Here is a 26,403-nt window from a genome sequence, read left to right on the forward strand (position 1 = left end):
ACGGAATGAGTACAACACGAAAGAGAGTGAGCAACGTAGGGATATTATATTGCATAGTGACGGTAACTATTTGTTGTCAGTAAAATTTAGCTCTATGTTGCTACAGAGCCCTCAATGTTTCAACGAGTAGTAGATCTTTTCTGCCAGCCCTTGCGAAATACCCGGCACTTTTGCAATTTCCTCCATACTGGCGTTGAGTAATCCTTGCAATCCGCCCATATACTTCAGCAGCATCTGGCGGCGTTTTGGCCCAACGCCCTCAATAGTCTCAAGCGTGCTCGTGTTTTTGACCTTCGCCCGTTTTTTGCGGTGGCCGCTGATGGCATGGTCGTGCGACTCATCGCGAATATGCTGAATGACGTGCAGCGCCGGGGAGTCCGGCGGCAGGCTGAAGCCCTCACCTTCCGGCTCAAAAAACAGCGTTTCCAGACCGGCCTTACGATCGGCCCCTTTTGCCACGCCTAACAGCAGCGGATGGTTTTTGTCCCACTCAACGTCGAGCGACTCGAATACCGCTTTCGCCTGACCTAGCTGCCCTTTCCCACCGTCGATAAGAATCACGTCCGGGATCTTGCTCTCTTCAATCGCTTTACCGTAGCGACGGCGCAGCACCTGATTCATGGCAGCATAGTCATCACCCGGCGTGATGCCGGTGATGTTATAGCGGCGATACTCGGCGCGAAGCGGGCCGTTGGCGTCAAATACCACGCAGGACGCCACCGTCTGCTCACCCATCGTATGGCTGATATCGAAACATTCCATTCGCTTCACTTCCGGCAACTTCAGGAGCGTCGCCAGCGCGGTTAAACGCTGGCTAACCGTCGATTGCTGGGACAGTTTAGTGGTGAGCGCCGTCGCCGCGTTGGTCCGCGCCAGCTTCAGATAGCGTGCACGGTCGCCGCGCGGTTTGGTTTGAACATTGACCCGACGCCCGGCCAGTTCGGAAAGCGAATCGGCCAGCAGGGTTTTGTCATCAAGGCTAAAATCGAGCAGGATCTCCGAGGGCAGCGTACGCATCTGGCTGCCCTGAAGATAAAACTGGCCAACAAAGGTTTCCACCACTTCACCCAGCTCGGTGCCGCCAGGCACCTTCGGGAAATAGCTGCGGCTGCCGAGCACTTTGCCCTGGCGAATAAACAGCACATGCACGCAGGCCATGCCGGCGTCGAAGGCCACGCCAATAACGTCGAGATCGTCGCCGGTATTTGAGACAAACTGTTTCTCAGTGACTCTGCGCACCGCCTGGATCTGGTCGCGGATCCGCGCAGCCTCTTCAAACTCAAGTGCGGCGCTGGCTTTTTCCATTCTGGCGATCAGCTGGGTTAAAACCTGATCGTCTTTGCCAGCTAAGAACAGGCGTACATACTCTACCTGCTGCGCATACTCGTCTTCACTGACCAGCCCGGCAACACAGGGGCCAAGGCAACGACCAATCTGGTACTGTAAACACGGGCGCGAGCGGTTGCGGTAGACGCTGTTTTCACACTGGCGGATCGGGAAGATTTTTTGCAGCAGCGCCAGCGTCTCCCGCACGGCATAGCCATTCGGGAAGGGGCCGAAATATTCCCCTTTCGCGTGTTTTGCGCCGCGGTGCATCGCCAGGCGCGGATGGGTGTCACCACTCAGAAAAATAAACGGATAGGATTTGTCGTCCCGCAGCAGCACGTTATAGCGCGGCTGGTAGAGCTTAATATAGTTGTGCTCAAGCAGCAGCGCTTCCGTCTCGGTATGCGTCACGGTGACATCAATATTCTGAATGAGTGAGACCAGCGCTTCGGTCTTACGGGAGGCAAGGTTACTGCGGAAATAGCTGGAAAGACGCTTTTTAAGATCTTTGGCCTTCCCCACATAGATAACCGTACCGCCAGCGTCATACATCCGATAGACGCCTGGCTGGCTGGTTACGGTTTTCAGAAATGCTTTTGAATCGAATACATCACTCACTGACTTAACAACGTCTCCGCGTTACATAAACCATGCCGGATGGCCAGATGAGTCAGTTCAACATCACCATGAATGTTCAGTTTACTGAACATACGATAACGATAGCTGTTGACCGTTTTCGGGCTGAGATTCAGCTGCTCTGAGATCTCATTCACTTTCTGACCCTTGGTGATCATCAGCATAATCTGCAATTCACGCTCAGACAAACTGGCAAACGGTGATTCCGTTTTCTCGGGTTCGATCTGGCTAAGCGCCATCTGCTGCGCAATGTCGGAGGCAATGTAACGCTGCCCGGCAAATACAGAACGGATAGCATTGACGACCTCCTGCGGTGCGGCGCCTTTGCTGAGGTAACCGGCTGCCCCCGCCTGCATCACCTTCGCGGGAAGCGGATTTTCAGTATGCACGGTCAGCATGATGACTTTTGTATCAACAAAGGTACGCGCGATTTTGCGTGTTGCCTCAAGGCCACCGATACCGGGCATATTCATATCCATCAGCACCACATCGGCCGAGTTTGTGCGGCACCATTTTACGGCATCTTCCCCACAGCACGCCTCACCGGCAACTTTTATACCTTTAATATCTTCAAGAATGCGTCGTATCCCTGCGCGCACCAGTTCGTGGTCATCAACAAGAAGGACGTTGATCAAAGGAAATGTCTCCAGAATAGGGATAACGCTACTGAGTGATAATTTGGCTTATATTAACGGTTTTCATCACAAGATTAAAACGTTAAAAAATCGGCTATTCGATTTTACTCTCGTTTTTGGAAATTAGCCTGTACAGTCCATGGAAAGAGAGCCCTTGCCATGAGAGCTTTTGCGGCAATTTTTAAGCATCTGTATTCAAAAAGTTACAAAAAGCTTGCACGCTTTCCTCGCGGAAAAACTGTTCTCAATTTTTGTAACAATAATTAACGGCGAGTAAACCAGGCGCAAACAATTAATAGCCGTACCAGAGCATCAGTTTACCGGCTGGCTCTGTTTACGCAAATAAACACTGGCGTAAAAGTACGAAAAACAACCGCTGCATTTTTTGCTGCAGCTTGTGGTATACTCCGCCGCCTTGACTTTCGTCGTCGCGCTTTAGCGCCGTTTAATAATGAGGAAAATAAATGAGCACACCTGAATTTGCCACTGCGGAGAATAACCAGGAACTGGCACAGGAAGTAAACTGCCTGAAAGCGCTGCTAACGCTGATGCTGCAGGCGATGGGCCAGGCTGATGCTGGTCGTGTGATCATTAAAATGGAAAAACAAATCGCGCAGATGGAAGACCAGGCGGAATCGGCCGTATTTGCTAACACCGTTAAGCAAATCAAACAAGCGTACCGCCAGTAACAAAAAACGGCTGGATGCAGTGCATTCAGCCGTCCACTCGTCTGTCACGCAGAACGTACTCTCTAATCAGATCAGTCCCGTAGCCGCCGCATAACAGGCAATCTGCGTCTTGTTTGGCGCATTAAATTTTTTCTGCATATTCTTCTGATGGAAGTTAACCGTATTCTCTGAAATAGAGAGAATGATCGCTATTTCCGCCGACGTCTTCCCTTCCGCGGTCCATTTCAAAATTTCTCGTTCGCGTTTGCTGAATTTCATCTCAGGCGGCATAACCATCTTATCTTCAAAACGCAGCAGCGCGGTTAATGCCATTTGCACTAGCATCTGCAGCCGCAACTCTATTTCCTCGCCGGCAAACGGTCCTTCCTGCGCGCGAGTACGGGAAACTGAGAGGAAGCCGAGCGCATGATTAGGCAGCATCAGACACTGAGTTATTCCCGAACGTAGACCGAAGTCCTGCGCCCTATGCCATAATTCCTGAGCATCCGCAAATAATTCGTCCGTCCAGGGTAAATGCCCCTGAATGAAATTCTCCGGCTTTAGCACCGGATCGATGGTGAAATAGTTCTCTGATTGATATTGCGCCAGCCACTGTTGCGGATAAGTGGCATGCACAGCAATTTTAGGCCGCGTAAACGGCACCGGATGGCGCACACAGAGTGAGTAATAATCGAATTCCAGCGCCTGAGTTTGTCGCTGAAGTTCATGATATACCTCGGCGGCACAGGTCAATTCCTGAAACCGCAGGGAGCAATCCCGTCGCCAGGTGAAAAAGTCTGAATCCTTCATACTTACTAAAAGAAGCCTCTGAAAAGATAATCATTATTATGGTGAATATAACCTAACACATAAAACTTATTTCTAACTACAAAATATCGGCACTAGCACAATTAACTGTGCTATGGATAAGGATTATTCTGTTCGGGTAGAATAAAAGAACACCATTTAAGGCGATGAGCGAGAATAATTTGCTCCAGAAGAACTTTCTGGAGCAAATGAGTACATAAATGCTACTGCATAAGGAATTTTTCCAGGAACTGACGGGTTCGCGGCTGCTGAGGGTTAGCAAATAAGCTTTTCGCCGGTCCCTGCTCCACAATCCGCCCCTGGTCCATAAAGATGGCTCTGTCCGCCACGTCGCGCGCAAAGCTCATTTCATGGGTCACAATCACCATCGTGCGTTTTTCCTGCGCCAGCTGGCGGATGGTGTTCAGCACCTCACCCACCAGTTCGGGATCGAGCGCGGAGGTCGGTTCATCAAACAGGATCACGTCAGGCCGCATCGCCAGCGCGCGCGCGATGGCCACGCGCTGCTGCTGCCCGCCCGACAGGCGGCGCGGATAGCTGGTCTCTTTCCCTGCCAGCCCGACTTTGGCGAGCAACTCGCGGGCGCGTGCCGTCGCTTCCTCTTTGGGCTCACCTTTTACAATGACCGGTCCTTCAATAATATTTTCCAGCACCGTGCGGTGCGGGAATAGATTGAAGCTCTGGAACACAAAGCCAACATGCTGACGCAGGCGGCGAATCAACCCTTTCTGCTGGCTGATGGATTTACCGGCATCAATCGTTATCTCCCCAACCCGAATGGTGCCCCCTTCCGGCTGCTCAAGCAGGTTGATACTACGCAGCAGCGTGGTTTTCCCCGACCCGCTCGGGCCAATAATCGCCACGACTTCGCCCTGCTCAACTTCCAGGTCGATGCCGTGGAGCACCGTTTGCCCGTGGAATTTTTTCACCAGGTTTTTGACGTCAATTGCACTCATTTTGGATCACGCTCCTGGCGGTTAAGCTGGTTTTCAAAGTAGTTTTGCAGCGCAGACAATACCGTCGCCATCACCCAGTAGATCAGCGAGGCGGCCAGATACATGGTGAAAACTTCAAGGGTGCGCGAGGTAATGAGCTGCGCCTGACGGAACAGCTCCGGCACCTGGATGGTTGCCGCCAAAGAGGTATCTTTCACCAGGCTGATGAAGCTGTTGCTCAGCGGCGGAAGCGCTACCCGCGCCGCCTGCGGCAGAATGGAGCGTCGCAGCGTCTGCCACGGCGTCATTCCGATACTGGCCGCCGCTTCCCACTGGCCTTTATCAATCGACGAGATCGCCGCGCGCAGGGTTTCGGAGGTATAGGCCGCCGTGTTAAGCGACAGGCCAATCATCGCCGCCGGGATCGGATCCAGCTCGATGCCGAACTGCGGTAAACCGTAGTAGATCATAAAGAGCTGAGCGATAAGCGGCGTACCGCGAAACACGGAAATATAAAAGCGCGCCAGCCAGCGTACCGGCAGGATGGGCGACATGCGCATTAAGGCCAGTACAAAGCCCAGCACAAGACCGAAGAACATCCCGCCGATACTGAGCTGTAGCGTGAATACCGCACCTTTCAGCAGGAATGGCAGGGAATCAATAACCAGTTGAATACTTTCTTGCATTATTATTTTTCGACCTGATTTTTAGACATGAGGATGATAAGCAAACAGCGCGGGCGCCCCGCCGGTGTGCACAAATAAAATCGGCCCTTCATCCTTAAAGCGTTTCTGCGCAATGCCATCGATAAGCCCGGCCATTGCTTTACCCGTATAGACCGGATCGAGCAGTATACCTTCAAGGCGCGCCAGCAGCTTAACGGCTTCCATCCCCTCTTCATTAGGCGTGCCGTAGCCCGGCGCAAAATAGTCATCCCAGAGCAAGATCTCAGCCCTGGCCTTCAGCTCCAGCTGCTCTGCCACCGCCTGTTGCAGCGCCACTACTTTTGGCTTCTGGTCCGCGACGCTGCGGGAAACCGTCACGCCAATCAGCTCGACATCCGGCAGAAGCTGTTCCAGCCCCACCGCCAGCCCGGCATGCGTGCCCGCGCTTCCGGAGGCGACAACGACCGACGAGAGGCTAACGGCGCCCTCGCACTGCTGGGCGATTTCCAGCGCGCTTTCCACATAGCCCAGCGCGCCCAGCGCATTCGACCCGCCGACGGGAATAACGTAGGGACGGAAACCCTGCGCTTCCAGACGCGTCGCCAGCTCATCAAGCTGTGCGGTCGGGTCGGTCAACGCATCCACCATCTCCACCTGCACGTTAAACAGGTCTAAAAGCAGGCGGTTACCGTTGGTGAGATAGTTTTCAGCCCGCGTGCCAATCGGGTTTTCCAGCAGAGCCACGCAGTGAAGACCGAGTTTTGCCGCCACGGCGGCCGTCTGACGAACATGGTTGGACTGAATGGCCCCGGCAGTAATAAGCGTATCCGCGCCTTCGCGCAGCGCGTCAGCCGCCAGAAACTCCAGCTTGCGCAGCTTATTGCCGCCCATCGCCATCGGCGTCACGTCATCGCGCTTAATAAAAATATCGCGTCCCAGATAATCAGAAAATCGCGGCAGGTACTCCAGCGGCGTCGGCGCGCCGATAAACTCCAGACGGGGAAAGCGCGTTAAATTCTGTAGTGACATGGACTCTCCGGTAACTCAGACAAAATGTGATATTTTTCATTATGCACGCAGACGCGTAAGAAATAAAAAAGGCGCTTTTAAAAGCGCCTTTTTTCCAGGTCACCGACTTATTTGGTGACGTCGGCCCCGAACCACTTCTCAGACAGCGCCTTCAGGCTGCCGTCTTTCTGCATGTCAGCAATCGCGGAATCAATGGCTTTCACCAGATCCTCGTTGCCTTTACGGACGGCCACGCCGGATTCCTGACGAGAGAACGCATCACCCGCTACTGCCAGGGTATTGTTGGTTTTCTTCACCAGATCCAAAGCGGCCAGACGGTCAACCAGAATGGCGTCGATACGGCCTACGCGCAGGTCCTGATATTTCGTCGGGTCATCATCATAGGTGCGGATGTCCACGCCCTGAACGTTCTGGCGCAGCCACTCTTCGTAGTTAGTTCCCAGACCGACGCCGACTTTTTTGCCTTTCAGATCGGCAGCGGATTTAATGGAGCCTTCGTTACCTTTCTTCACCAGCGCCTGAATACCGGACACGGTGTACGGCGTGGAGAAGTCATACTTCTTCTTACGCTCGTCAGAAATGGTCACCTGGTTAATCACCACGTCAATGCGTTTTGAATCCAGTGACGCCAGCATACCGTCCCATTTGGTCGGTTTCAGGGAGGCTTTAACGCCGAGGTGCTTCGCCAGTTCTTCTGCAAATTCCACTTCAAAACCGGTCAGCTTGCCGTCATCGCCCTGGAAGCTGAACGGAGGATAGGTTCCTTCCAGCCCGACCAGCAGCGTACCGCGCTCTTTTACTTTATTCAGCAGGTTTTCTGCGGCGAACGTTTTCACGCTCATGCCCGCAACCAGCGCGACGGCCATAACACCCATCAGCGCCTGACGACCCAGAAGTGCAAATTTCATAAATACCCCGATATAGTGGAATTTTTACGTAGTGTAGAGAAATCGCCTGCAACGTCAAAGGCGACTGCGCTACATCTTATTCTTTTTTAATATATATCAGAAGTTGTTCCGGCGAGCGCTTTCTGCTTCACGGAACCCGGCATTTGCACCTTATATTGCGCATACTTGCGCAGCGCAATACGGTAGTTGTTGGTGCTGGTTGCAGGCAGCCACGGCTCCAGATTTTCATCCAGGTAACCGGTCTTCAGCAGATCGCGAGAGATATTGTTAACGCTCAGATGCTGCCCAAGACGGCGCAGGCGAACCACATATTCGCGCACGGTGCCGTGGCTCATCTCCGTTTGTTCAAACAGGAATTGCTTGAAGCCGATGATATCGAAGAAGTCGCTTTGCTCTTTGCAGTGGAGATCGCCACAGAAACGGCAAAGCGCCACCCACTCTTTTTGCTCTTCGAGCCACGCGGCTTCATCCATTAACGTGTCGAGGCGAGAGATAGCGATTTTATTCACGATCTCGCCGCGGCGAACCAGCGTGATACGATCGAGTAATTTGTTACAGTGGGCGCAATGCGTCTGGCTGTGTTTAAAGTCTTTCAGGTAGCGGCTTAAAGGCCGTCTTTTAGATTGCTGCACCGTCATGATAACTCCTGGTTGTCAATACGTTGTGCGGCATTTTTCGGGTGATTGGATCACCTATAACTTACCCAGTTTGGTTCGTAAGCGTTTAATGGCCTGGCTGTGCAGCTGGCTAACCCGCGACTCCCCCACCTCCAGAACCGCGCCAATCTCTTTGAGATTAAGCTCTTCCTGGTAATAAAGGGTCAACACCAGCTGTTCGCGCTCGGGCAGAGCTTCAATCGCTTCCATTACGCGCTGGCGTAAATTCCCTTCCATTAAATGGTGTAACGGGTTTTCCTGCTGGTGCTCGTCCGTCACCAGCTCGATGCTATCGCCATGCTCTTCGCGCCACTCGTCATAGGAGAAGAGTTGGCTATTATTGGTATCGAGCAACATCTGACGATACTCTTCAACAGCAATACCAAGACGTTCCGCCACTTCGGTTTCCGTTGCGTTGCGTCCCAGTTCCTGTTCCAGCTGTCCCATCGCATGCGCCACTTCGCGCGCGTTGCGGCGAACGCTGCGCGGCACCCAGTCGCGGCTGCGCAGCTCGTCCAGCATCGCACCACGAATACGCTGAACTGCGTAAGTCGTAAATGCCGTTCCTTGCAGAGCGTCGTATCGGTCAACTGCATTCAATAACCCGATACCGCCCGCCTGTAGCAGATCGTCAAGTTCCACGCTCGCCGGCAAACGCACCTGGAGGCGCAATGCTTCGTGACGCACCAGCGGGACATAACGCTGCCACAGCGAGTGTTTATCCATTACACCTTCAGCGGTATAGAGTGAATTCACGATAAACAGCCCTGCGTTAGTTGAGTTATCGGCATGATTATCCGATTCTGCAGGGCGTTCAATTGGATGAAAAAGGGGGATAAAGTGAGGTTATTCTGAGGTTGCCCGCAGCAGGGGCAACTTTTCTGGCTAAATTAACAGTTGTAACAATGAAAGATCGTCGCCCAATTTGACGCTATCTATATGTTGATAAAAGAGCTTTCCGGCTTCCTGATTATGCTGGCTCAGGGAGTGGAAGCTGTAAATAACGTCAATAATATTGTCCTGTTCAATTTTCCCCGCCGCGATGGCCTGACCGGCAAGCAGCGATTTGAGAAAATAGAACTCCGCAACGATTAAATAAAGATTATTCAACATGCTGCGGCCATTGCTCTGCGGGAATGCCTGCTGCCAGAGCTTATATTTAAAAAAGTTCTTAAAGAGGTGATCGTTTTCCGCCAGGTAACTGCCCGCCACATCGCGCCAGACGGATTCGATGTTTTCCATCACCTTTTCAGCCGGCACGCTGTCACCGACAGCCTCGAACTGCTGGTACAGCTGGGAGAAATAACGGTTTAAAACTGCCCCACCGCGGCTGGCCGTTTTCTTTGTAAAGAAGCTTTGAATAAGCGAAATTAATCCGAATTTAAGGCTATAGTTCTGGTTGAAGCCACTCAATTCAGCCTTGATTTTACCGCTCACCAGCTCGTTCACCAGTGAATAATAAACCGTTTCGAGCGTGCTGATATTCTCTTCCAGTTTTTGTAGCTTTTCAGCCACCATCAGGAATTTCACCACAGCATAAACTTGTTCTTCAACGCTCACCGCCTCAACGCTGAACAGGTTCTGGCAGAAGAGATTGATGACCTTAGCCTTCAAATCCATCGCTGGCGCATTATTAACGTCCTGCTGAACGCTGATGGATTCCATCATCGCCATCGACTCCCGATCGTTCAGCAGCAGACGGGTCACTTCCGGACACGAGAGGTTAAGGGATTTTTCGATTTCGGTTTTATAGACCCGGTTTGTCCGGGGAAACGACGAACAGGTCGGGCTTAAGGCCTGAGCGCCCATCGCACCATGAATTGAGCAGAGCTTATCGGTATCCATAAACGGGCAGTTTTTACTCTCCGTATGGAAAATCACCTCACCCCAGTGGCCGTACTGTTTTTTGGTAATTTTAATTCCCGTCTTCGCCGTCTGGCGAATTGCCGCGTTTTTACTGTTGAGATAGCGGTTGACGGAGGATTTATCGAACGCGATGGTCCAGCCCTGACAACAATGTTCACGGCATTCCCCACCGACACAGGAAAAATCTGCGACCAGTTTAGGCTGGGTAATAACGATCTGTTTCACGGGCGGATCCTCAAAATTCAGAGACAAAAAAACCCCGCCGAAGCGGGGTTTGATGCGTAAAATTAACGCAGCAGAGACAGAACGGTCTGTGGAACCTGGTTTGCCTGGGACAGAACAGAAGTACCAGCCTGCTGCAGGATCTGCGCGCGGGACATGTTGGAAACTTCAGTTGCGTAGTCAGCGTCCTGGATACGGGACTGAGCAGCAGACAGGTTGTTAGAGGTGTTGTTCAGGTTGTTGATTGCAGAAGTGAAGCGGTTCTGCACAGCACCCAGACCGGAACGAGCGGTATCAACTTTAGCGATTGCTTTGTCAATGGTGTCCAGATCGGTTGCTTTGATTGCTTTCAGGTCAAGACCATTTACGCCCAGAGTAGTGGAGTCAGCTTTAGCACCGCTCAGGTCCAGAGTAATAGTGTCGCCATCGTTAACACCAACCTGAATCGCAACTTTACCATCACCAGCTGCACCCGCAGTGCCAGTCAGCAGTTTGATGCCGTTGAAGTCAGTCTTGCCTGCAACGCGGTCGATTTCAGCCAGACGAGCGGTAACTTCATCCTGCAGAGAGGCCAGGTCAGACGTGCTGTTGGTGCCGTTGCTTGCCTGAACAGCCAGTTCACGAACGCGCTGCAGGTTGTTGTTGATTTCGTTCAGGGAACCTTCAGCAGTCTGCGCCATGGAGATACCGTCGTTGGCGTTACGCGCTGCCTGAGTCATACCTTTGATCTGGGAGGTCATGCGGTTTGCAATCGCCTGGCCAGCGGCATCGTCTTTCGCGCTGTTGATACGCAGACCTGAAGACAGACGCTCAATAGCAGTGCCCAGAGAAGACTGAGATTTGTTCAGGTTGTTCTGAGTAGTCAGGGACAACAGGTTAGTATTGATAACTGCCATAATTTTCTTTCCTTCAAAAATTGGGTTTTAGGTCCGGTGCCTAACACTCACAGCGTCTCTCACCGTCAACAAGGTTATCGACGGGTCCCGAAAAGACTTTAGAATCAATTTCGAAAAAATTATAACCCAATGATTATTAATGGTTTTATTTTTAAAAAATCAATTAAGGTTCATCATAAGGTTATTATTTACGGCTTTTTAATACGCGGAATATGCCAAAAAAGGCACACACTTATCTGTGTTATTGACGCGCTAAAAATCATCCCAAAGTGCAATCGTTTCATTTAACGCGCCAGGACATGCCTATTCTTTGGATTATTTTTTTCTCACCATCGTAAACTTTTACTATTCGAGGCCGATAAGAGTCCTGAACTACTTTCGTATTTAAGGAAAATATGCATGGCTACTATCAGTAACCTCGGGATAGGTTCTGCAGGACTCGGGGAATTATATAATCAGTTGGATGCAGCAGAACGAACCAAGCTGACGACGATTACTACCCAGCAATCAACGTATAACGCACAGTTAAGCGCGTACGGCAAGCTGCAGAGTGCCATGACCTCGCTGCAGACTGCGACAGCTGCGCTGGGTAAAGCGACCACATGGAACTCAACCGCCGTAAGCAGCACCAACACGGCCTTTACGGCAACCACGACCGCAGACGCATCCGTCGGCTCTTATGTGGTTAATGTCAACCAGGTGGCAAAAGCACAGGCGCTCACGACGGGTTCGTATGCCACCAACACTGAGCTGCTGGGCGATACGACCGGCACGACGCGTAAAATTACGATTACCCAGCCGGGGACAAAAACGCCTTTAGAGGTGAACCTGGCCGATGGCGATACGTCGCTTGCCGGGATCGCGAGCGCGATTAATAAAGCGAACGGCAACGTCACCGCCAGCGTAATCAAGGCGAAAGACGGCGATTACCGCCTGATGCTCTCCTCGAAAACCACCGGTACGGATGGCGAGATGACCATCAGCGTCACCGGGGACGACAAGCTGCAAAGCGTAATCGGCTACGACTCAACCGCCAAAACCGGCGCGCTGGCGGTAAATACCGCGGCCCAGAACGCGATTGTCGTTGTGAACGACATCAAGATTGAGCGTCAATCGAACACCATTTCCGATGCGCTGCCGGGGATGACCTTCACCGTGAAGGCAGAAAGTAAAGCGGATGAAATGCTGGAAGTAACGCGCGCCACGGATGCAAACCAAAAAGCCGTAACGGACTGGGTAACCGCGTATAACTCGCTGCAGTCCACCATTAACAGCCTCACCAAATATGTCGCGGTCGACGCGGGTGCTGGCGGTCAGTCCACCAGCAACGGCGCGCTGGTGGGTGATGCAAACGTGCGCGGGATCCAGTCTCAGCTGCGCGGTCTGCTGACCGAAGTTCAGGCTGGCTCCGTTCAGATCATGGCTCAGCTGGGGATTACTCAGGATCCGGTGAAAGGTGCAGACGGTACGGTCGGTAACCTCAAAGTGGATTCCGATAAGCTGAAAAAGGCGCTGACCGACAACCCGACCGCCGTACAGCAGTACTTTATCGGTGACGGAAAGAAAACCGGTCTGGCGACCCAGATGAACAACACGCTGACCACCATGCTCAGCACCAGCACCGGCAGCGCGGGCGTGATCCAGAACGCGAAAGACGGTATCAACAAAACGCTGAAAACCCTGGGCGAACGTTACGACTCTATGGAAGCCTCTATTGATGCCACCATGGCGCGTTACAAAGCGCAGTTCACCAGCCTGGACGTATTAGTCACCAAAATGACCAGTACGGCCAACTATCTGACCCAACAGTTCTCACAAAAATAGTCGTAGCCTTCAGGAGTGGATATGTATAAGACCTCTGGTGTTCAATCCTATCAGCAGATAGGAGTAGAAAGCGCAGTTATGAATGCCAGTCCACACCAGCTGATTGTCATGTTGTTCGACGGGGCGCATAGCGCCCTTGTTCGCGCGCGTTTGTTCATGGAAGCCGGACAAATTCGTGAAAAAGGCGAAGCGTTATCGAAAGCCATTAACATCATCGACAACGGTTTAAAAGCAGGACTGAACATGGAGGTTGAGAGCGAGCTGTCCAGTAATCTTGCCTCCTTGTACGAATATATGGTTCGACGTTTATTACTGGCGAACGTCAGTAATGACGTAGACGCAATTGTTGAAGTCGAGGGTTTATTAAACAACATTGCGGATGCGTGGAAGCAAATCGGCCCCAATGCGTCCTCTATTTCAGGATAATTTTGATGAATAATCCCAGCGCAGCGCTTAGCCACTGGCAGGCGTTACATGCTCAGAGCATTGCTATGCTAAATCTCGCACATTCTGGTCAATGGGATGCGCTTATTGAGCAGGAAATGCATTACGTTCAACTGGTGGAAAGGATTTCGCAAACGCCCATCATGTCATGCCCCCCGGCTCAGGTTGAGCAAGCGCGTGCGCTGCTGGAGATGATCCTCGACAATGAGAATACGTTAAAGGCGCTGCTGAAAGTGCGGATGGACGAACTGCGTAATCTCATCGATCAGACCGGCAAACAGCAATCCATCACCTCTACCTATGGAAAGCTGTCAGGGAATATTCTTTATCCAGAAAGTGTTACCCGCGACACACAACTATGATTTCTTCATCCATACTCCAGAAGTCTGCCATATGGCTTCTGGAGCACGGACGATGAAAAACCCCACCCTGTTACAATGCTTTCACTGGTATTACCCCGCTGGCGGTGAATTGTGGCGAGAAGTCACGGCGTTAGCCCCCAATCTTAATGAAATCGGCATCAACATGATCTGGCTGCCGCCCGCGTATAAAGGGGCTTCCGGCGGGTATTCGGTTGGCTATGACTCTTACGATCTGTTTGACCTCGGCGAGTTTGACCAGAAAGGCAGTATCGCCACGAAATACGGTGACAAAGCGCAGCTGCTGGAAGCCATCGACGCCCTCAAAAGCAACGACATTGCCGTCCTGCTGGACGTGGTGGTGAACCACAAAATGGGGGCTGATGAGAAAGAGCCTGTCCGCGTGCAGCGCGTGAACGAACAGGACCGTACACAAATTGATGATGAAATCATCGAGTGTGAGGCCTGGACTCGCTACACCTTCCCCGCCCGCGCCGGGCAATACTCACAGTTTATCTGGGATTACAAATGCTTCAGCGGCGTCGACCATATTGAAAACCCGGATGAAGACGGGATCTTTAAAATCGTCAACGACTACACCGGCGAAGGCTGGAATGACCAGGTCGATGATGAGATGGGTAACTTCGATTACCTGATGGGCGAAAACATCGACTTTCGCAATCACGCCGTCACCGAGGAGATCAAATACTGGGCCCGCTGGGTCATGGAACAGACGCGCTGCGACGGTTTTCGTCTGGACGCCGTCAAGCATATTCCCGCCTGGTTTTACAAAGAGTGGATTGAGCACGTTCAGGAAGTCGCCGAACAGCCGCTGTTTATCGTGGCGGAATACTGGTCCCACGAGGTTGACAAACTTCAGGCCTATATTGACCAGGTCGACGGTAAAACCATGCTGTTTGATGCCCCCCTGCAGATGAAATTCCACGAGGCGTCACGGCAGGGACGAGATTACGACATGAGCCAGATCTTCACCGGTACGCTGGTGGAGGCCGACCCGTTCCATGCGGTGACCCTCGTCGCGAACCATGACACGCAGCCTTTGCAGGCGCTGGAAGCCCCGGTCGAAGCCTGGTTTAAACCGCTGGCGTACGCGCTGATCCTGCTGCGGGAAAACGGCGTGCCGAGCGTCTTCTATCCGGATCTGTTCGGCGCAAGCTATGACGATACGGGAGGGGACGGTGAAACGTACCATATTGATATGCCGGTGATTGAGCAGCTTCACGAGCTGATCCTCGCCCGCCAGCGCTTTGCCCACGGCGTGCAGACGCTGTTTTTTGACCATCCTAACTGCATCGCCTTCAGCCGCAGCGGCACGGAAGACGATCCCGGCTGCGTGGTGGTGATGTCGAACGGCGACGACGGCGAGAAGGTGATTTGCCTGGGGGAAAACTACGGCAACAAAACGTGGCGTGATTTTCTCAGCAATCGTGAAGAAACGGTCACCACGGCGGCGGATGGCGAAGGCACCTTTACCTGTAAAGGGGGAAGCGTCAGCGTGTGGGTGATTGAGGATGCGTTGTAGAACGGGAAACGTGCGGCCTGATGCCCTCACCCCGTCCCTCTCCCACAGGGAGAGGGCGCAAACACCAAAAACGGCAACGAGGTTGCCGTTTTGCTTTTACCCTTAGGGCAGTTTACTCTCCAGCGGATTCTTGCTCAGGTAATCCGCACATTCCACCGTTGGGCGGTCAACCTTCTGCAACTCCATCCCATCATACTCAAGCGTAGCGCCGTCGCGATCCAGCGGATAGATATCCAGCTTGCGTGTGACGTTGTAATAGCTGTCTGAACGCAGCATGATCTTACCCGGTACGGCAATCACGCGCTGCCACTGGCGGCAGTCCAGCGTATCGCCCTCTTCCGTCACCACCAGTGTGGCAATCGCTTCAGGGCTGACCAGACTGCTCTGCGGCCCTTTCGACTGCCAGTATCCCGCCAGGTTCGCCGGGACGGGATGCTTGATCACGTCATTATAGTTATCGACCTGAACGCACCCGGTCAGTGCCAGCAGCGCGCCAGCAATTGCTATTTTTTTCATCATCTTTCCTGCATTCGAAGAAAAAAATATTGTGGCATTAAAGCGCTGAGGCTGCCAGCGAAGATCGAGGGGGCTTAAACCTGCATCCCCATCACTTCCTGATACGCCGACACCAGCTTGTTACGCACCTGGATTCCCATCTGCAGGGAAACCGAGGCTTTTTGCAAATCGGTCATCACATCATTGAGCGCCACGCCCGGCTCGCCGAGGGTGAACTTCTCCGCCTGCGTACGCGCAGCGGTCTGGGTATCGCTGATACGGTCAAGAGCGGCATGCAGTTGCCCCGCAAAGCTGATGGTCGGCTGCTGTTCTGCCACATTCTGATTACGGGCCGTCATCGCCGTTGCCTGCAACTGACTGATGACCCCTTCAATGCCCTGTATAGCCATGACTCTCCCCTGGATGGTTTTTTACGCGGTCAAGACTAACAGCTTGTCAATAAGATAATGGCGGTAAATAGCGTGAAAAAACCAGGTTATTTGACGCATAGAAAATCCGGAATCGTCAAATAATGGCAGGGCCATCAATATGGAACTTTTGTCGTGTTTGCCGACCCGGGAGTCAGTTTTGTTTCTCTACACGAATAACGTAAACCACCAGGATTTAAGAGGTGCGCAATGAGTGCAACAGCATCGACAGCGCCACAAAATAAATCACTCGAGTGGATGAACCGCCTTCGCGCGAATCCTAAAATCCCGTTGATCGTGGCAGGCGCTGCCGCAATTGCGATCCTTGTAGCGATGGTTTTATGGGCGAAAAGCCCTGATTACCGCACGCTCTACAGCAACCTTTCCGATCAGGATGGCGGCGCCATCGTCACCCAGCTAACCCAGATGAACATCCCGTATCGCTTTGCCGATAATGGCGGTGCGCTTGAGGTACCGGCGGATAAAGTACACGAGCTTCGTCTGCGCCTGGCACAGCAGGGCCTGCCAAAGGGCGGCGCGGTCGGCTTTGAACTGCTGGACCAGGAAAAATTCGGCATCAGCCAGTTCAGCGAGCAGGTGAACTACCAGCGTGCGCTGGAAGGCGAGCTGGCCCGCACCATTGAAACGTTAGGCCCGGTAAAGAGTGCCCGCGTGCACCTGGCAATGCCTAAACCCTCTTTATTTGTTCGTGAACAGAAATCCCCTTCAGCTTCCGTTACCGTGAACCTCGAGCCCGGCCGCGCGCTGGACGAAGGGCAAATCAGCGCGGTAACGCATCTCGTCTCCAGCGCCGTCGCCGGCCTGCCGCCGGGTAACGTGACGCTGGTGGATCAAAGCGGACACCTGCTGACGCAATCCAATACCGCCGGGCGTGACCTCAACGACGCGCAGCTGAAATACGCCGCCGACGTTGAAAGCCGTCTCCAGCGCCGTATCGAAGCGATCCTCGGCCCGGTGGTGGGTAACAGCAACGTCCACGCCCAGGTTACCGCGCAGATTGACTTCTCTAATAAAGAACAAACCGAAGAGCAATACAGCCCGAACGGCGATGCGGCTCAAGCGGTAATGCGTTCACGCCAGATCAACTCCAGCGAACAGATCGGCGGGGCCTACCCTGGCGGCGTGCCGGGCGCGCTCTCTAACCAGCCAGCACCGGCAAACGCGGCGCCGATTTCAACGCCGCCGGCCAACCAGCAGAACGGTCAGCAAAATAATCAGCAGACCACCTCAACGACCAATAACGCCGGTCCGCGCTCCAGCAGCCGTAACGAAACCACGAACTATGAAGTGGACCGGACGATCCGCCACACTAAGCTGAACGTGGGCGATATTCAGCGTCTTTCCGTTGCGGTGGTGGTGAACTACAAAACCCTGCCGGACGGCAAACCGTTGCCGTTAACCGCCGAGCAGATGAAGCAGATTGAGAACCTGACCCGCGAAGCGATGGGCTACTCCGAGAAGCGCGGCGATACCCTCAACGTGGTGAACTCTCCGTTTAACTCGGTTGAAGAGACCGGCGGTGAACTGCCGTTCTGGCAACAGCAGGCGTTTATCGACCAGCTGATGTCCGCAGGCCGCTGGCTGCTGGTGCTGATTGTCGCGTGGCTGCTGTGGCGTAAGGGCGTTCGTCCTCAGCTCCAGCGTCGTGCGGAAGCCGAAAAAGCGGCGCGCGAGCAGATGAATACGCGTCAGGAAACGGAAGAAGCGGTTGAAGTTCGCCTCAGCAAAGATGAACAGATGCAGCAGCGTCGTGCTAACCAGCGCATGGGCGCTGAGGTGATGAGCCAGCGCATTCGCGAAATGTCAGATAACGATCCGCGCGTCGTGGCGCTGGTCATCCGCCAGTGGATGGGTAACGAACATGAGTAATACGCTTACGGGCACCGATAAAAGCGTCATCCTGCTGATGACCATTGGCGAAGATCGCGCGGCAGAGGTGTTTAAACACCTCTCCCAGCGAGAAGTGCAAATTCTCAGTGCGGCGATGGCCAACGTGCGTCAAATCTCCAACAAACAGCTGACCGAAGTACTGTCAGAGTTTGAACAGGAAGCCGAACAGTTTGCCGCGCTGAACGTCAACGCCAACGACTACCTGCGCTCCGTGCTGGTCAAGGCGCTGGGCGAAGAGCGTGCCGCCAGCCTGCTGGAAGACATTCTGGAAACCCGCGATACCGCCAGCGGTATCGAAACGCTCAACTTTATGGAGCCGCAGAGCGCCGCAGACCTGATTCGCGACGAGCACCCGCAGATTATCGCCACCATTCTGGTTCACCTCAAACGTGGCCAGGCGGCGGATATTCTGGCCCTGTTCGAAGAGCGCCTGCGTCACGACGTGATGCTGCGTATCGCCACCTTCGGCGGCGTTCAGCCGGCCGCGCTGGCGGAGCTGACCGAAGTGCTAAACAACCTGCTCGACGGCCAGAACCTCAAGCGCAGCAAAATGGGCGGCGTGAGAACGGCGGCGGAAATTATCAACCTGATGAAAACGCAGCAGGAAGAAGCCGTCATTTCGGCGGTTCGCGAATTCGACGGCGAGCTGGCGCAGAAAATCATCGACGAGATGTTCCTGTTCGAAAACCTCGTCGAAGTGGACGACCGCAGCATCCAGCGCCTGCTCCAGGAAGTGGATTCCGAGTCGCTGCTTATCGCCCTCAAAGGCGCCGAACAGCCGCTGCGCGAGAAGTTCCTGCGCAACATGTCTCAACGTGCGGCCGATATCCTGCGCGACGACCTTGCCAACCGTGGCCCGGTGCGTCTGTCTCAGGTGGAAAACGAACAGAAAGCCATCCTGCTTATCGTTCGTCGTCTGGCGGAAACCGGCGAGATGGTGATTGGCAGCGGAGACGACACCTATGTCTAATGAGCTGTCGTGGAAGCGCTGGACGCCGGACGATCTGGCCCCTCCCCTTGCCGAATTCACGCCCGCGGTGGTCTCGCCCGCAGAGCCCGACGCGGACGTTGAACAGCCCGAGCTGAGCGAAGAGGAGCAGCAAGCGCAGATGCTGGCGCAGCTGCAAATGCAGGCGCACGAGCAGGGCTATAACGCCGGTCTGAACGAAGGCCGCCAGAAGGGGCACGATCTGGGGTACCAGGAAGGCCTGGCGAAAGGGTTAGAGCACGGCATCGATCAGGCGCGCCAGCAGCAGGCGCCGATCCATGCCCGCATGCAGCAGCTGGTCAGCGAGTTCCAGCACACGCTGGACGCGCTGGACAGCGTGATTGCCTCGCGTCTGATGCAGATGGCGCTGGAGGCGGCGCGTCAGGTTATCGGCCAGACGCCCGTGGTGGATAACACCGCGCTGATTAAACAAATTCAGGGTCTGCTTCAGCAGGAACCGCTGTTCAGCGGCAAACCGCAGCTGCGCGTCCACCCGGACGATCTGCAGCGCGTTGAAGAGAGCCTGGGCGCAACGCTGAGCCTGCACGGCTGGCGTCTGCGCGGCGACCCATCCTTACACCACGGCGGATGCAAAGTCTCTGCCGATGAAGGCGACCTGGATGCCAGCGTCGCCACCCGCTGGCAGGAACTGTGTCGCCTGGCGGCACCGGGAGTCGTCTGATGACCGCACGCCTTACCCGCTGGCTCACCACGCTCGACAACTTTGAGACGAAGATGGCACAACTGCCATCTGTTCGTCGTTATGGGCGACTGACGCGCGCCACCGGTCTGGTACTGGAGGCCACCGGCCTGCAGCTTCCCCTGGGTGCGACCTGCGTCATTGAGCGTCAGGATGGGCAGGAAACGCGTGAAGTGGAAAGCGAAGTGGTCGGGTTTAACGGCCAGCGCCTGTTCCTGATGCCGCTTGAAGAGGTGGAAGGCATTCTGCCCGGCGCGCGCGTTTACGCCAAAAACATCAGCGGCGACGGGCTGCAAAGCGGGAAACAGCTGCCGCTTGGCCCTGCCCTGCTCGGCCGCGTGCTGGACGGCAGCGGGAAGCCGCTGGATGGCCTGCCCGCGCCGGACACCACCGAAACCGGCGCGCTGATTACCCAGCCGTTCAACCCCCTGCAGCGTACCCCTATTGAGCACGTGCTGGATACCGGCGTGCGTCCGATTAACGCCCTGCTCACCGTAGGGCGCGGACAGCGCATGGGCCTGTTCGCCGGTTCCGGCGTCGGGAAATCCGTCCTGCTCGGCATGATGGCGCGCTATACCCAGGCCGACGTGATTGTCGTGGGGCTGATCGGCGAGCGTGGTCGCGAAGTAAAAGACTTTATTGAAAACATTCTGGGTGCGGAAGGCCGCGCCCGCTCGGTGGTGATCGCCGCGCCGGCGGACGTGTCGCCGCTGCTGCGTATGCAGGGTGCCGCCTACGCCACCCGTATCGCCGAAGATTTTCGTGACCGCGGCAAGCACGTGCTGCTGATCATGGACTCCCTCACCCGCTATGCGATGGCGCAGCGTGAAATCGCGCTGGCCATCGGCGAGCCGCCGGCCACCAAAGGCTATCCGCCTTCGGTCTTCGCCAAACTTCCGGCGCTGGTAGAGCGTGCGGGGAACGGCATCAGCGGCGGCGGCTCCATCACCGCGTTCTATACGGTGCTGACCGAGGGCGATGACCAGCAGGACCCGATTGCCGACTCCGCGCGCGCGATCCTGGACGGCCATATCGTGCTGTCGCGCCGCCTGGCCGAAGCCGGGCACTACCCGGCGATTGATATTGAAGCGTCCATCAGCCGTGCGATGACGGCATTGATTACCGAGAAGCACTACGCCCGCGTGCGTAACTTCAAACAACTGCTTTCCAGCTTCCAGCGCAACCGCGATCTGGTCAGCGTGGGGGCGTATGCCAAAGGCAGCGACCCGATGCTCGACAAGGCGATTAGCCTGTGGCCGCAGCTGGAGGCGTTTTTACAACAGGGCATTTTTGAGCGTGCCGACTGGGAAGATTCAATCCAGGCGCTGGAGCTGATTTTCCCGCAGGTGTAACACAGGTGGAGGGCGAAGGTCATGGCGCAAAACAGCGCGTTATCAACGCTGAAAGATCTGGCTGAAAAAGAAGTTGATGATGCCGCATTGCAGCTTGGCGCAATGCGACGCGGGTGCCAGCAGGCTGAAGAACAGTTGAAGATGTTAATCGACTATCAGCATGAATATCGCACCAACCTCAATACCGATATGACGCAGGGCATTGGCAGCCAGCGCTGGATTAACTATCAGCAGTTTATCCAGACGCTCGAGAAGGCGATAGAGCAGCACCGCCAGCAGCTAAACCAGTGGACCCAAAAAGTCGATACCGCGCTGAATTTCTGGCGCGAGAAAAAACAGCGGCTGCAGGCCTGGCAGACCTTACAGGACCGGCAGATTGCAGCCTCGACCCTGGCGGAAAACCGCCTGGATCAGAAGAAAATGGATGAGTTTGCCCAGCGCGCATCAATGAGGAAACCGGAATGATCACACTGCAACAACTGCTGATGAGCGACAGCGACCTGTCAGGCGGGATGCAAACAGGGAAAGGCACCGAGGGGGCACAGGACTTTCTCTCCCTGCTGGCGGGCGCCCTGACGGATGCAACGGGCAAGGGCAACGATGCGCCGCTCACCCTGGCGGATCTGAAAGCCGCCGGCAGCAAGCTGTCGAAAGTCGCGCAGGAGGCCAAAGGCGATACCGCTCTGCAGGCCAAAATTGCCGACCTGCTCTCGCGTCAGCCTGCGCTGAATGGCGTTGAAACGTCGGAGCCCGCGCCGCTTGAAACGTTGGTCTCCGGGCTGGTACCGCTGTCAAAGGGCGACGCGCTTAAGACGCTCACCGCGGCCAACGGTAAAGATGACGCTAAAACCGAGCTGAGCGAAGAAGAGCTGGCGGGGCTAAGCGCGCTGATGGCGATGCTGCCGCACCAGCAGACGACCGCCTCTCGTGCGGCAGGCAGCGACGGCGTTCACGCCACCTCGGCGCTGAGTTCAGCAACGCTTTCGCAAAACGGTGCGGGACAGCCGCCGTCCCTGAACGCGCCTGCGGGAAGCCATGATAAAGCGCCGCTTTCTGCGTCCTATCAGAGCCAGGCGAAGAACAACGGTCCGGATTTCGCCGCCAACGCGCCAGCCGCACCGGTCGTGGCCGCAGCCGCTGAGAAGCAGGACTTAGCCAGCGCCTCTTCGTCATCTTCGCCGACCGCTACCCTGGCGCCGATTATCTCCAGCCATGCGGCCAGCCAGCCTGCCGCAACCGTTGCCACCGCCCCGGTGCTAAGCCAGCCTCTGGGCACACATGAATGGCAGCAGTCCCTGAGCCAGCACATCACCCTGTTCACTAAGCAGGGCCAGCAGACGGCGGAGCTGCGCCTGCACCCGGAAGATCTGGGCCAGGTGCAAATCTCGCTGAAGCTGGACGATAACCAGGCACAGCTGCAGATGGTCTCTGCGCACAGTCACGTGCGCGCGGCGCTGGAGGCCGCGCTGCCGGTCCTGCGGACCTCGCTGGCGGAGAACGGCATTCAGCTTTCTCAAAGCAGCGTCAGCAGCGAGAGCTTTGCCGGGCAACAACAGTCTTCATCCCAGCAGCACCATGCTTCACGCCCGGGCCAGCACGGCGGTTTTAATGAAGAGAGCGATGAGCTCCTGCCGACCCCTGCCGCCCTGCAATCCGCGGCGCGCGGTAACGGTGCCGTAGACATCTTCGCCTAAACGCCAGAGGTAGCGTGATTATCCCCGTCTTTTCCACGCTTTGACGACGGCAGGACACGGGATAATCACCTTATTAAGCTGTACCGAAACAGGAAGCTCGTATCAGATGACAGACTCCGCTATCACCAAAAAAAGCAAGCGTTCCATCTGGATCCCGCTGCTGGTGTTGATCACGCTCGCCGCCTGCGCTACCGCGGGCTATAGTTACTGGCGTATGCAGCAGGAACCTTCAACCGCTGCGGCCAAAGCCGAACCTGCCCCACCGCCGGCGCCGGTCTTTTTCCCTCTGGACACCTTCACCGTTAACCTCGGTGATGCGGATCGCGTGCTGTATGTCGGTATTACGCTGCGCCTGAAGGACGAAGCAACCCGCGCGCGCCTGAACGATTATCTGCCGGAAGTGCGTAGCCGCCTTCTCCTGCTGTTTTCTCGTCAGGACGCCTCCGCGCTGGCTACCGACGTGGGTAAGCAAAAGCTGGTCGACGCCATCAAGCAGACGCTGGCCACCCCGCTGGTAAACGGTCAACCTAAGCAGGAAGTCACTGACGTTCTGTACACAGCCTTTATTCTGCGGTAACGACATGGGCGACAGTATTCTTTCTCAGGCAGAAATCGACGCGCTGCTTAACGGCGACAGCGATAAGAGTGACGAACCGCAACCGGGTCTCACCGGCGACGATAATATTCGTCCTTACGATCCCAATACCCAGCGTCGCGTGGTACGTGAACGTCTGCAGGCGCTGGAGATCATTAACGAACGTTTTGCACGTCAGTTCCGTATGGGGCTGTTTAACCTGCTGCGTCGTAGCCCGGATATCACGGTCGGTGCGATCCGCATCCAGCCGTATCATGAGTTTGCCCGCAACCTGCCGGTGCCAACCAACCTTAACCTGATTCATCTGAAGCCGCTGCGCGGCACCGGTCTGGTGGTGTTTTCCCCAAGCCTGGTGTTCATCGCGGTGGATAACCTGTTCGGCGGCGACGGGCGTTTTCCGACCAAAGTGGAAGGTCGTGAATTTACCCACACCGAGCAGCGCGTCATTAACCGCATGCTGAAGCTGGCGCTGGAATCCTACAGCGACGCGTGGAAAGCGATTAACCCGCTGGAAGTGGAGTACGTCCGTTCTGAGATGCAGGTGAAATTTACCAATATCACCACCTCCCCGAACGATATCGTCGTCAATACGCCGTTCCACGTGGAGATCGGTAACCTGACCGGTGAGTTCAACATCTGCCTGCCGTTCAGCATGATTGAACCGCTGCGCGAGCTGCTGGTTAACCCGCCGCTGGAGAACTCACGCAACGAAGATCAGAACTGGCGCGAAAACCTGGTGCGCCAGGTGCAGCACTCGCAGCTGGAGCTGGTGGCGAATTTCGCCGACATTTCGATGCGGTTATCCCAGATCCTGAAATTACAACCCGGCGACGTTTTGCCGATAGACAAACCCGACCGCATTATTGCCCACGTAGATGGTGTCCCCGTACTTACAAGCCAGTACGGCACGATTAACGGTCAGTATGCGTTACGCGTTGAGCACTTGATCAACCCGATTTTGAATTCGCTGAATGAGGAACAGCCCAAATGAGTGACATGAACAATCCGTCCGATGAAAACAGCGGAGCACTGGACGATCTGTGGGCTGACGCGTTAAACGAGCAAAAAACGACTCCGACAAAAAGCGCGGCGGACGCGGTATTCCAGCAGTTAGGCGGCGGCGACGTCAGCGGCACGCTGCAGGACATCGACCTGATTATGGACATCCCGGTTAAGCTGACCGTTGAACTGGGACGCACCCGGATGACCATTAAAGAGCTGCTGCGCCTCACGCAGGGTTCAGTTGTGGCCCTTGACGGCCTGGCCGGCGAGCCGCTGGATATTCTGATCAACGGTTATCTGATTGCCCAGGGTGAAGTGGTGGTGGTTGCCGATAAATACGGCGTGCGCATCACCGACATCATCACCCCGTCTGAACGCATGCGTCGTCTGAGCCGTTAAGCATGAAAACCCAGGCAACAATATCACAGCCTTCCGCCGTTCCCGGCTCCCCGCTGCTCCAGGTGAGCGGGGCGTTGTTCGGTATTATTGCCTTTATTCTGATCGCCGCCTGGCTGGCAAAGCGTTTTGGCCTGGCGGGTAAAACTGCCGGCACCCGCGGCCTGAAGGTCAGCGCCAGCACGACGCTTGGGCCGCGCGAACGCGTGGTCATCGTCGATGTGGAAGATGCGCGTCTGGTACTGGGCGTAACCGGCTCAAACATCAACGTATTACATAAACTGCCGCCCGCCCCGGTCACGGTGGACGAGCGCGCACAAGCCCCTGCGGATTTTCAGTCCGTCATGAAGAGTTTGCTTAAGCGTTCCGGGAGAACCTGATGCGCCGTTTGTTATCCCTGACGCTTGCGGGCGTTGGCCTGTTTGCTCCTGCGGTTTATGCGCAGCTGCCCGGTCTGGTTTCCACGCCGATCGCGGGTGGCGGCCAGAGCTGGTCGCTCCCGGTTCAGACGCTGGTCTTCATCACCTCGCTGACCTTTATTCCGGCCATTCTGCTGATGATGACCAGCTTTACCCGCATCATCATCGTTTTTGGTCTGCTGCGAAACGCGCTGGGCACCCCTTCGGCGCCGCCAAACCAGGTGCTTCTGGGGCTGGCGCTGTTTTTGACCTTTTTCATCATGTCGCCGGTGATCGATAAGATTTATACCGACGCCTACCAGCCGTTCAGCGAAGATAAAATTTCGATGCAGGAGGCGCTGGAAAAAGGCGCGCAGCCGCTGCGAGAATTTATGCTGCGCCAGACGCGCGAGGCGGACCTGGCCCTCTTCGCCCGCCTGTCCAACACCGGCGAGCTGCAGGGGCCGGAAGCGGTACCGATGCGCATTCTGCTGCCGGCCTATGTCACCAGCGAGCTGAAAACCGCGTTCCAGATTGGCTTTACCATCTTTATCCCGTTCCTGATTATCGACCTGGTGATCGCCAGCGTCCTGATGGCGCTCGGGATGATGATGGTGCCGCCCGCCACCATTGCCCTGCCCTTTAAGATCATGCTTTTTGTGCTGGTCGACGGCTGGCAGCTGCTGGTCAGCTCGCTGGCGCAAAGTTTTTACAGTTAAGGAACGGCAATGACACCCGAATCGGTCATGATGATGGGCACGGAAGCGATGAAAGTCGCGATTGCCGTTGCCGCGCCGCTGCTGCTTGTCGCGCTGGTTACCGGCCTGATTATCAGTATTCTTCAGGCCGCCACGCAGATTAACGAAATGACGCTGTCGTTTATCCCGAAAATCATCGCCGTGTTCGTGGCGATTATCGTGGCCGGACCGTGGATGCTGAACCTGCTGCTGGACTATATGCGCAACCTGTTTACCAATCTGCCGTACATCATCGGCTGACCTGAC

At 55.2% G+C, this 26,403-nt stretch carries 30 protein-coding genes; 17 read left to right on the plus strand and 13 right to left on the minus strand.

The genetic code is table 11. The features are described from left to right. Positions 1-111: 111 nt before the first annotated feature. Positions 112-1,944 (minus strand): excinuclease ABC subunit UvrC, encoded by a 1,833-nt coding sequence (gene uvrC, locus IM313_RS04335; protein ID WP_041909391.1) that lies wholly within the window; start codon positions 1,942-1,944, stop codon positions 112-114. Beyond that, a complete protein-coding gene (uvrY, locus tag IM313_RS04340; RefSeq protein WP_013096026.1) occupies positions 1,941-2,597 on the minus strand; it encodes a UvrY/SirA/GacA family response regulator transcription factor in 657 nt (218 codons plus the stop codon). The genes uvrC and uvrY overlap by 4 nt, the downstream gene beginning before the upstream one ends. Positions 2,598-3,061: 464 nt before the next feature. Between uvrY and IM313_RS04345 the strand changes: the two genes are divergently transcribed. Next, a complete protein-coding gene (locus IM313_RS04345) occupies positions 3,062-3,286 on the plus strand; it encodes a DUF2594 family protein (protein ID WP_014832453.1) in 225 nt (74 codons plus the stop codon). Positions 3,287-3,352: 66 nt separating this feature from the next. Here the strand turns inward: IM313_RS04345 and sdiA are convergent, their stop codons facing one another. The 9 genes from sdiA to IM313_RS04390 form a co-directional block, all read right to left on the minus strand. Next, the gene (gene sdiA / locus IM313_RS04350) at positions 3,353-4,075 is read right to left on the minus strand and encodes a transcriptional regulator SdiA (protein ID WP_028013675.1); all 723 of its coding nucleotides are present in this window, start codon (positions 4,073-4,075) and stop codon (positions 3,353-3,355) included. Positions 4,076-4,296: 221 nt separating this feature from the next. Then, positions 4,297-5,049, minus strand: coding sequence for an L-cystine ABC transporter ATP-binding protein TcyN (gene tcyN / locus IM313_RS04355; protein WP_028013676.1), 753 nt, complete (start codon positions 5,047-5,049; stop codon positions 4,297-4,299). Continuing rightward, the gene (tcyL, locus tag IM313_RS04360; protein WP_192971748.1) at positions 5,046-5,714 is read right to left on the minus strand and encodes a cystine ABC transporter permease; all 669 of its coding nucleotides are present in this window, start codon (positions 5,712-5,714) and stop codon (positions 5,046-5,048) included. The genes tcyN and tcyL overlap by 4 nt, the downstream gene beginning before the upstream one ends. A 21-nt stretch (positions 5,715-5,735) precedes the next feature. Beyond that, complete coding sequence (dcyD, locus tag IM313_RS04365) at positions 5,736-6,722, minus strand: D-cysteine desulfhydrase (protein ID WP_028013678.1); 987 nt, start codon at positions 6,720-6,722, stop codon at positions 5,736-5,738. Positions 6,723-6,829: 107 nt separating this feature from the next. After that, positions 6,830-7,630: a cystine ABC transporter substrate-binding protein gene (tcyJ, locus tag IM313_RS04370; protein WP_028013679.1), complete on the minus strand. Its 801-nt coding sequence runs from the start codon at positions 7,628-7,630 to the stop codon at positions 6,830-6,832. A gap of 86 nt (positions 7,631-7,716) precedes the next feature. Beyond that, positions 7,717-8,268, minus strand: a complete 552-nt coding sequence (gene fliZ, locus IM313_RS04375) for a flagella biosynthesis regulatory protein FliZ (protein WP_028013680.1) — start codon at positions 8,266-8,268, stop codon at positions 7,717-7,719. A gap of 54 nt (positions 8,269-8,322) precedes the next feature. Next, entirely contained in the window at positions 8,323-9,042 is a 720-nt protein-coding gene (locus IM313_RS04380) for an RNA polymerase sigma factor FliA (RefSeq protein ID WP_014170714.1), read from the minus strand. Between the two features lie 129 nt (positions 9,043-9,171). Beyond that, positions 9,172-10,377, minus strand: a complete 1,206-nt coding sequence (gene fliB / locus IM313_RS04385) for a flagellin lysine-N-methylase (protein ID WP_192971747.1) — start codon at positions 10,375-10,377, stop codon at positions 9,172-9,174. Positions 10,378-10,439: 62 nt separating this feature from the next. After that, complete coding sequence (locus IM313_RS04390; RefSeq protein WP_126818452.1) at positions 10,440-11,270, minus strand: flagellin; 831 nt, start codon at positions 11,268-11,270, stop codon at positions 10,440-10,442. A 399-nt stretch (positions 11,271-11,669) separates the two neighbouring features. Between IM313_RS04390 and fliD the strand changes: the two genes are divergently transcribed. From fliD to amyA, 4 genes are read left to right on the plus strand one after another with little or no spacing between them, the layout of a single operon-like run. Next, positions 11,670-13,094, plus strand: coding sequence for a flagellar filament capping protein FliD (fliD, locus tag IM313_RS04395; protein WP_224065808.1), 1,425 nt, complete (start codon positions 11,670-11,672; stop codon positions 13,092-13,094). A 21-nt stretch (positions 13,095-13,115) separates the two neighbouring features. Continuing rightward, positions 13,116-13,520: a flagellar export chaperone FliS gene (gene fliS / locus IM313_RS04400; RefSeq protein WP_045260346.1), complete on the plus strand. Its 405-nt coding sequence runs from the start codon at positions 13,116-13,118 to the stop codon at positions 13,518-13,520. A gap of 5 nt (positions 13,521-13,525) precedes the next feature. Next, positions 13,526-13,900, plus strand: a complete 375-nt coding sequence (gene fliT / locus IM313_RS04405; RefSeq protein WP_045260347.1) for a flagella biosynthesis regulatory protein FliT — start codon at positions 13,526-13,528, stop codon at positions 13,898-13,900. A 52-nt stretch (positions 13,901-13,952) separates the two neighbouring features. After that, complete coding sequence (gene amyA / locus IM313_RS04410; RefSeq protein ID WP_192971746.1) at positions 13,953-15,440, plus strand: alpha-amylase; 1,488 nt, start codon at positions 13,953-13,955, stop codon at positions 15,438-15,440. Between the two features lie 102 nt (positions 15,441-15,542). Here the strand turns inward: amyA and yedD are convergent, their stop codons facing one another. Both yedD and fliE read right to left on the minus strand, forming a co-directional pair. Then, positions 15,543-15,956 (minus strand): lipoprotein YedD, encoded by a 414-nt coding sequence (gene yedD / locus IM313_RS04415; protein WP_045260349.1) that lies wholly within the window; start codon positions 15,954-15,956, stop codon positions 15,543-15,545. Between the two features lie 74 nt (positions 15,957-16,030). After that, the gene (fliE, locus tag IM313_RS04420; protein WP_013097729.1) at positions 16,031-16,345 is read right to left on the minus strand and encodes a flagellar hook-basal body complex protein FliE; all 315 of its coding nucleotides are present in this window, start codon (positions 16,343-16,345) and stop codon (positions 16,031-16,033) included. Positions 16,346-16,573: 228 nt separating this feature from the next. Between fliE and fliF the strand changes: the two genes are divergently transcribed. The 12 genes from fliF (at position 16,574) to fliQ (ending at position 26,397) form a co-directional block, all read left to right on the plus strand. Beyond that, complete coding sequence (gene fliF, locus IM313_RS04425; protein WP_028013700.1) at positions 16,574-18,253, plus strand: flagellar basal-body MS-ring/collar protein FliF; 1,680 nt, start codon at positions 16,574-16,576, stop codon at positions 18,251-18,253. Then, positions 18,246-19,244 carry a flagellar motor switch protein FliG gene (gene fliG / locus IM313_RS04430; RefSeq protein WP_014832476.1) on the plus strand — a complete coding sequence of 333 codons (999 nt, stop codon included), beginning with the start codon at positions 18,246-18,248 and terminating at the stop codon, positions 19,242-19,244. The genes fliF and fliG overlap by 8 nt, the downstream gene beginning before the upstream one ends. After that, positions 19,237-19,944: a flagellar assembly protein FliH gene (gene fliH / locus IM313_RS04435; protein WP_045260350.1), complete on the plus strand. Its 708-nt coding sequence runs from the start codon at positions 19,237-19,239 to the stop codon at positions 19,942-19,944. The genes fliG and fliH overlap by 8 nt, the downstream gene beginning before the upstream one ends. Then, positions 19,944-21,314, plus strand: a complete 1,371-nt coding sequence (fliI, locus tag IM313_RS04440; RefSeq protein WP_023330814.1) for a flagellar protein export ATPase FliI — start codon at positions 19,944-19,946, stop codon at positions 21,312-21,314. Before fliH ends, fliI begins: the two co-directional genes overlap by 1 nt. A gap of 21 nt (positions 21,315-21,335) precedes the next feature. Further along, on the plus strand, positions 21,336-21,779 hold the full coding sequence (gene fliJ, locus IM313_RS04445; RefSeq protein ID WP_006811155.1) for a flagellar export protein FliJ: 444 nt from the start codon (positions 21,336-21,338) through the stop codon (positions 21,777-21,779). Beyond that, a complete protein-coding gene (gene fliK / locus IM313_RS04450; RefSeq protein WP_049000116.1) occupies positions 21,776-23,008 on the plus strand; it encodes a flagellar hook length control protein FliK in 1,233 nt (410 codons plus the stop codon). The genes fliJ and fliK overlap by 4 nt, the downstream gene beginning before the upstream one ends. A gap of 106 nt (positions 23,009-23,114) precedes the next feature. Continuing rightward, on the plus strand, positions 23,115-23,585 hold the full coding sequence (fliL, locus tag IM313_RS04455; RefSeq protein ID WP_021241388.1) for a flagellar basal body-associated protein FliL: 471 nt from the start codon (positions 23,115-23,117) through the stop codon (positions 23,583-23,585). A 4-nt stretch (positions 23,586-23,589) separates the two neighbouring features. Continuing rightward, the gene (gene fliM / locus IM313_RS04460) at positions 23,590-24,594 is read left to right on the plus strand and encodes a flagellar motor switch protein FliM (RefSeq protein ID WP_049000114.1); all 1,005 of its coding nucleotides are present in this window, start codon (positions 23,590-23,592) and stop codon (positions 24,592-24,594) included. Then, complete coding sequence (gene fliN, locus IM313_RS04465) at positions 24,591-25,004, plus strand: flagellar motor switch protein FliN (RefSeq protein ID WP_003859592.1); 414 nt, start codon at positions 24,591-24,593, stop codon at positions 25,002-25,004. The genes fliM and fliN overlap by 4 nt, the downstream gene beginning before the upstream one ends. 2 nt (positions 25,005-25,006) lie before the next feature. Further along, a complete protein-coding gene (fliO, locus tag IM313_RS04470; RefSeq protein WP_045260352.1) occupies positions 25,007-25,381 on the plus strand; it encodes a flagellar biosynthetic protein FliO in 375 nt (124 codons plus the stop codon). Then, entirely contained in the window at positions 25,381-26,118 is a 738-nt protein-coding gene (gene fliP, locus IM313_RS04475; RefSeq protein ID WP_028013705.1) for a flagellar type III secretion system pore protein FliP, read from the plus strand. Before fliO ends, fliP begins: the two co-directional genes overlap by 1 nt. Positions 26,119-26,127: 9 nt before the next feature. Then, on the plus strand, positions 26,128-26,397 hold the full coding sequence (fliQ, locus tag IM313_RS04480) for a flagellar biosynthesis protein FliQ (RefSeq protein WP_003859587.1): 270 nt from the start codon (positions 26,128-26,130) through the stop codon (positions 26,395-26,397). Positions 26,398-26,403 lie beyond the last annotated feature (6 nt).

This window comes from Enterobacter cloacae complex sp. P2B, assembly GCF_014895985.1.
Lineage (GTDB): Bacteria > Pseudomonadota > Gammaproteobacteria > Enterobacterales > Enterobacteriaceae > Enterobacter > Enterobacter bugandensis.

Bases quoted from the DNA above. Each gene is read 5' to 3' on its own strand.
- IM313_RS04345 (WP_014832453.1), top strand. From the start codon at position 3,062: ATGAGCACACCTGAATTTGCCACTGCGGAGAATAACCAGGAACTGGCA.
- sdiA (WP_028013675.1), bottom strand. From the start codon at position 4,075: ATGAAGGATTCAGACTTTTTCACCTGGCGACGGGATTGCTCCCTGCGG.
- tcyN (WP_028013676.1), bottom strand. From the start codon at position 5,049: ATGAGTGCAATTGACGTCAAAAACCTGGTGAAAAAATTCCACGGGCAA.
- tcyL (WP_192971748.1), bottom strand. From the start codon at position 5,714: ATGCAAGAAAGTATTCAACTGGTTATTGATTCCCTGCCATTCCTGCTG.
- dcyD (WP_028013678.1), bottom strand. From the start codon at position 6,722: ATGTCACTACAGAATTTAACGCGCTTTCCCCGTCTGGAGTTTATCGGC.
- tcyJ (WP_028013679.1), bottom strand. From the start codon at position 7,630: ATGAAATTTGCACTTCTGGGTCGTCAGGCGCTGATGGGTGTTATGGCC.
- fliZ (WP_028013680.1), bottom strand. From the start codon at position 8,268: ATGACGGTGCAGCAATCTAAAAGACGGCCTTTAAGCCGCTACCTGAAA.
- IM313_RS04390 (WP_126818452.1), bottom strand. From the start codon at position 11,270: ATGGCAGTTATCAATACTAACCTGTTGTCCCTGACTACTCAGAACAAC.
- fliD (WP_224065808.1), top strand. From the start codon at position 11,670: ATGGCTACTATCAGTAACCTCGGGATAGGTTCTGCAGGACTCGGGGAA.
- fliS (WP_045260346.1), top strand. From the start codon at position 13,116: ATGTATAAGACCTCTGGTGTTCAATCCTATCAGCAGATAGGAGTAGAA.
- fliT (WP_045260347.1), top strand. From the start codon at position 13,526: ATGAATAATCCCAGCGCAGCGCTTAGCCACTGGCAGGCGTTACATGCT.
- amyA (WP_192971746.1), top strand. From the start codon at position 13,953: ATGAAAAACCCCACCCTGTTACAATGCTTTCACTGGTATTACCCCGCT.
- yedD (WP_045260349.1), bottom strand. From the start codon at position 15,956: ATGAAAAAAATAGCAATTGCTGGCGCGCTGCTGGCACTGACCGGGTGC.
- fliE (WP_013097729.1), bottom strand. From the start codon at position 16,345: ATGGCTATACAGGGCATTGAAGGGGTCATCAGTCAGTTGCAGGCAACG.
- fliF (WP_028013700.1), top strand. From the start codon at position 16,574: ATGAGTGCAACAGCATCGACAGCGCCACAAAATAAATCACTCGAGTGG.
- fliG (WP_014832476.1), top strand. From the start codon at position 18,246: ATGAGTAATACGCTTACGGGCACCGATAAAAGCGTCATCCTGCTGATG.
- fliH (WP_045260350.1), top strand. From the start codon at position 19,237: ATGTCTAATGAGCTGTCGTGGAAGCGCTGGACGCCGGACGATCTGGCC.
- fliI (WP_023330814.1), top strand. From the start codon at position 19,944: ATGACCGCACGCCTTACCCGCTGGCTCACCACGCTCGACAACTTTGAG.
- fliJ (WP_006811155.1), top strand. From the start codon at position 21,336: ATGGCGCAAAACAGCGCGTTATCAACGCTGAAAGATCTGGCTGAAAAA.
- fliK (WP_049000116.1), top strand. From the start codon at position 21,776: ATGATCACACTGCAACAACTGCTGATGAGCGACAGCGACCTGTCAGGC.
- fliL (WP_021241388.1), top strand. From the start codon at position 23,115: ATGACAGACTCCGCTATCACCAAAAAAAGCAAGCGTTCCATCTGGATC.
- fliM (WP_049000114.1), top strand. From the start codon at position 23,590: ATGGGCGACAGTATTCTTTCTCAGGCAGAAATCGACGCGCTGCTTAAC.
- fliN (WP_003859592.1), top strand. From the start codon at position 24,591: ATGAGTGACATGAACAATCCGTCCGATGAAAACAGCGGAGCACTGGAC.
- fliO (WP_045260352.1), top strand. From the start codon at position 25,007: ATGAAAACCCAGGCAACAATATCACAGCCTTCCGCCGTTCCCGGCTCC.
- fliP (WP_028013705.1), top strand. From the start codon at position 25,381: ATGCGCCGTTTGTTATCCCTGACGCTTGCGGGCGTTGGCCTGTTTGCT.
- fliQ (WP_003859587.1), top strand. From the start codon at position 26,128: ATGACACCCGAATCGGTCATGATGATGGGCACGGAAGCGATGAAAGTC.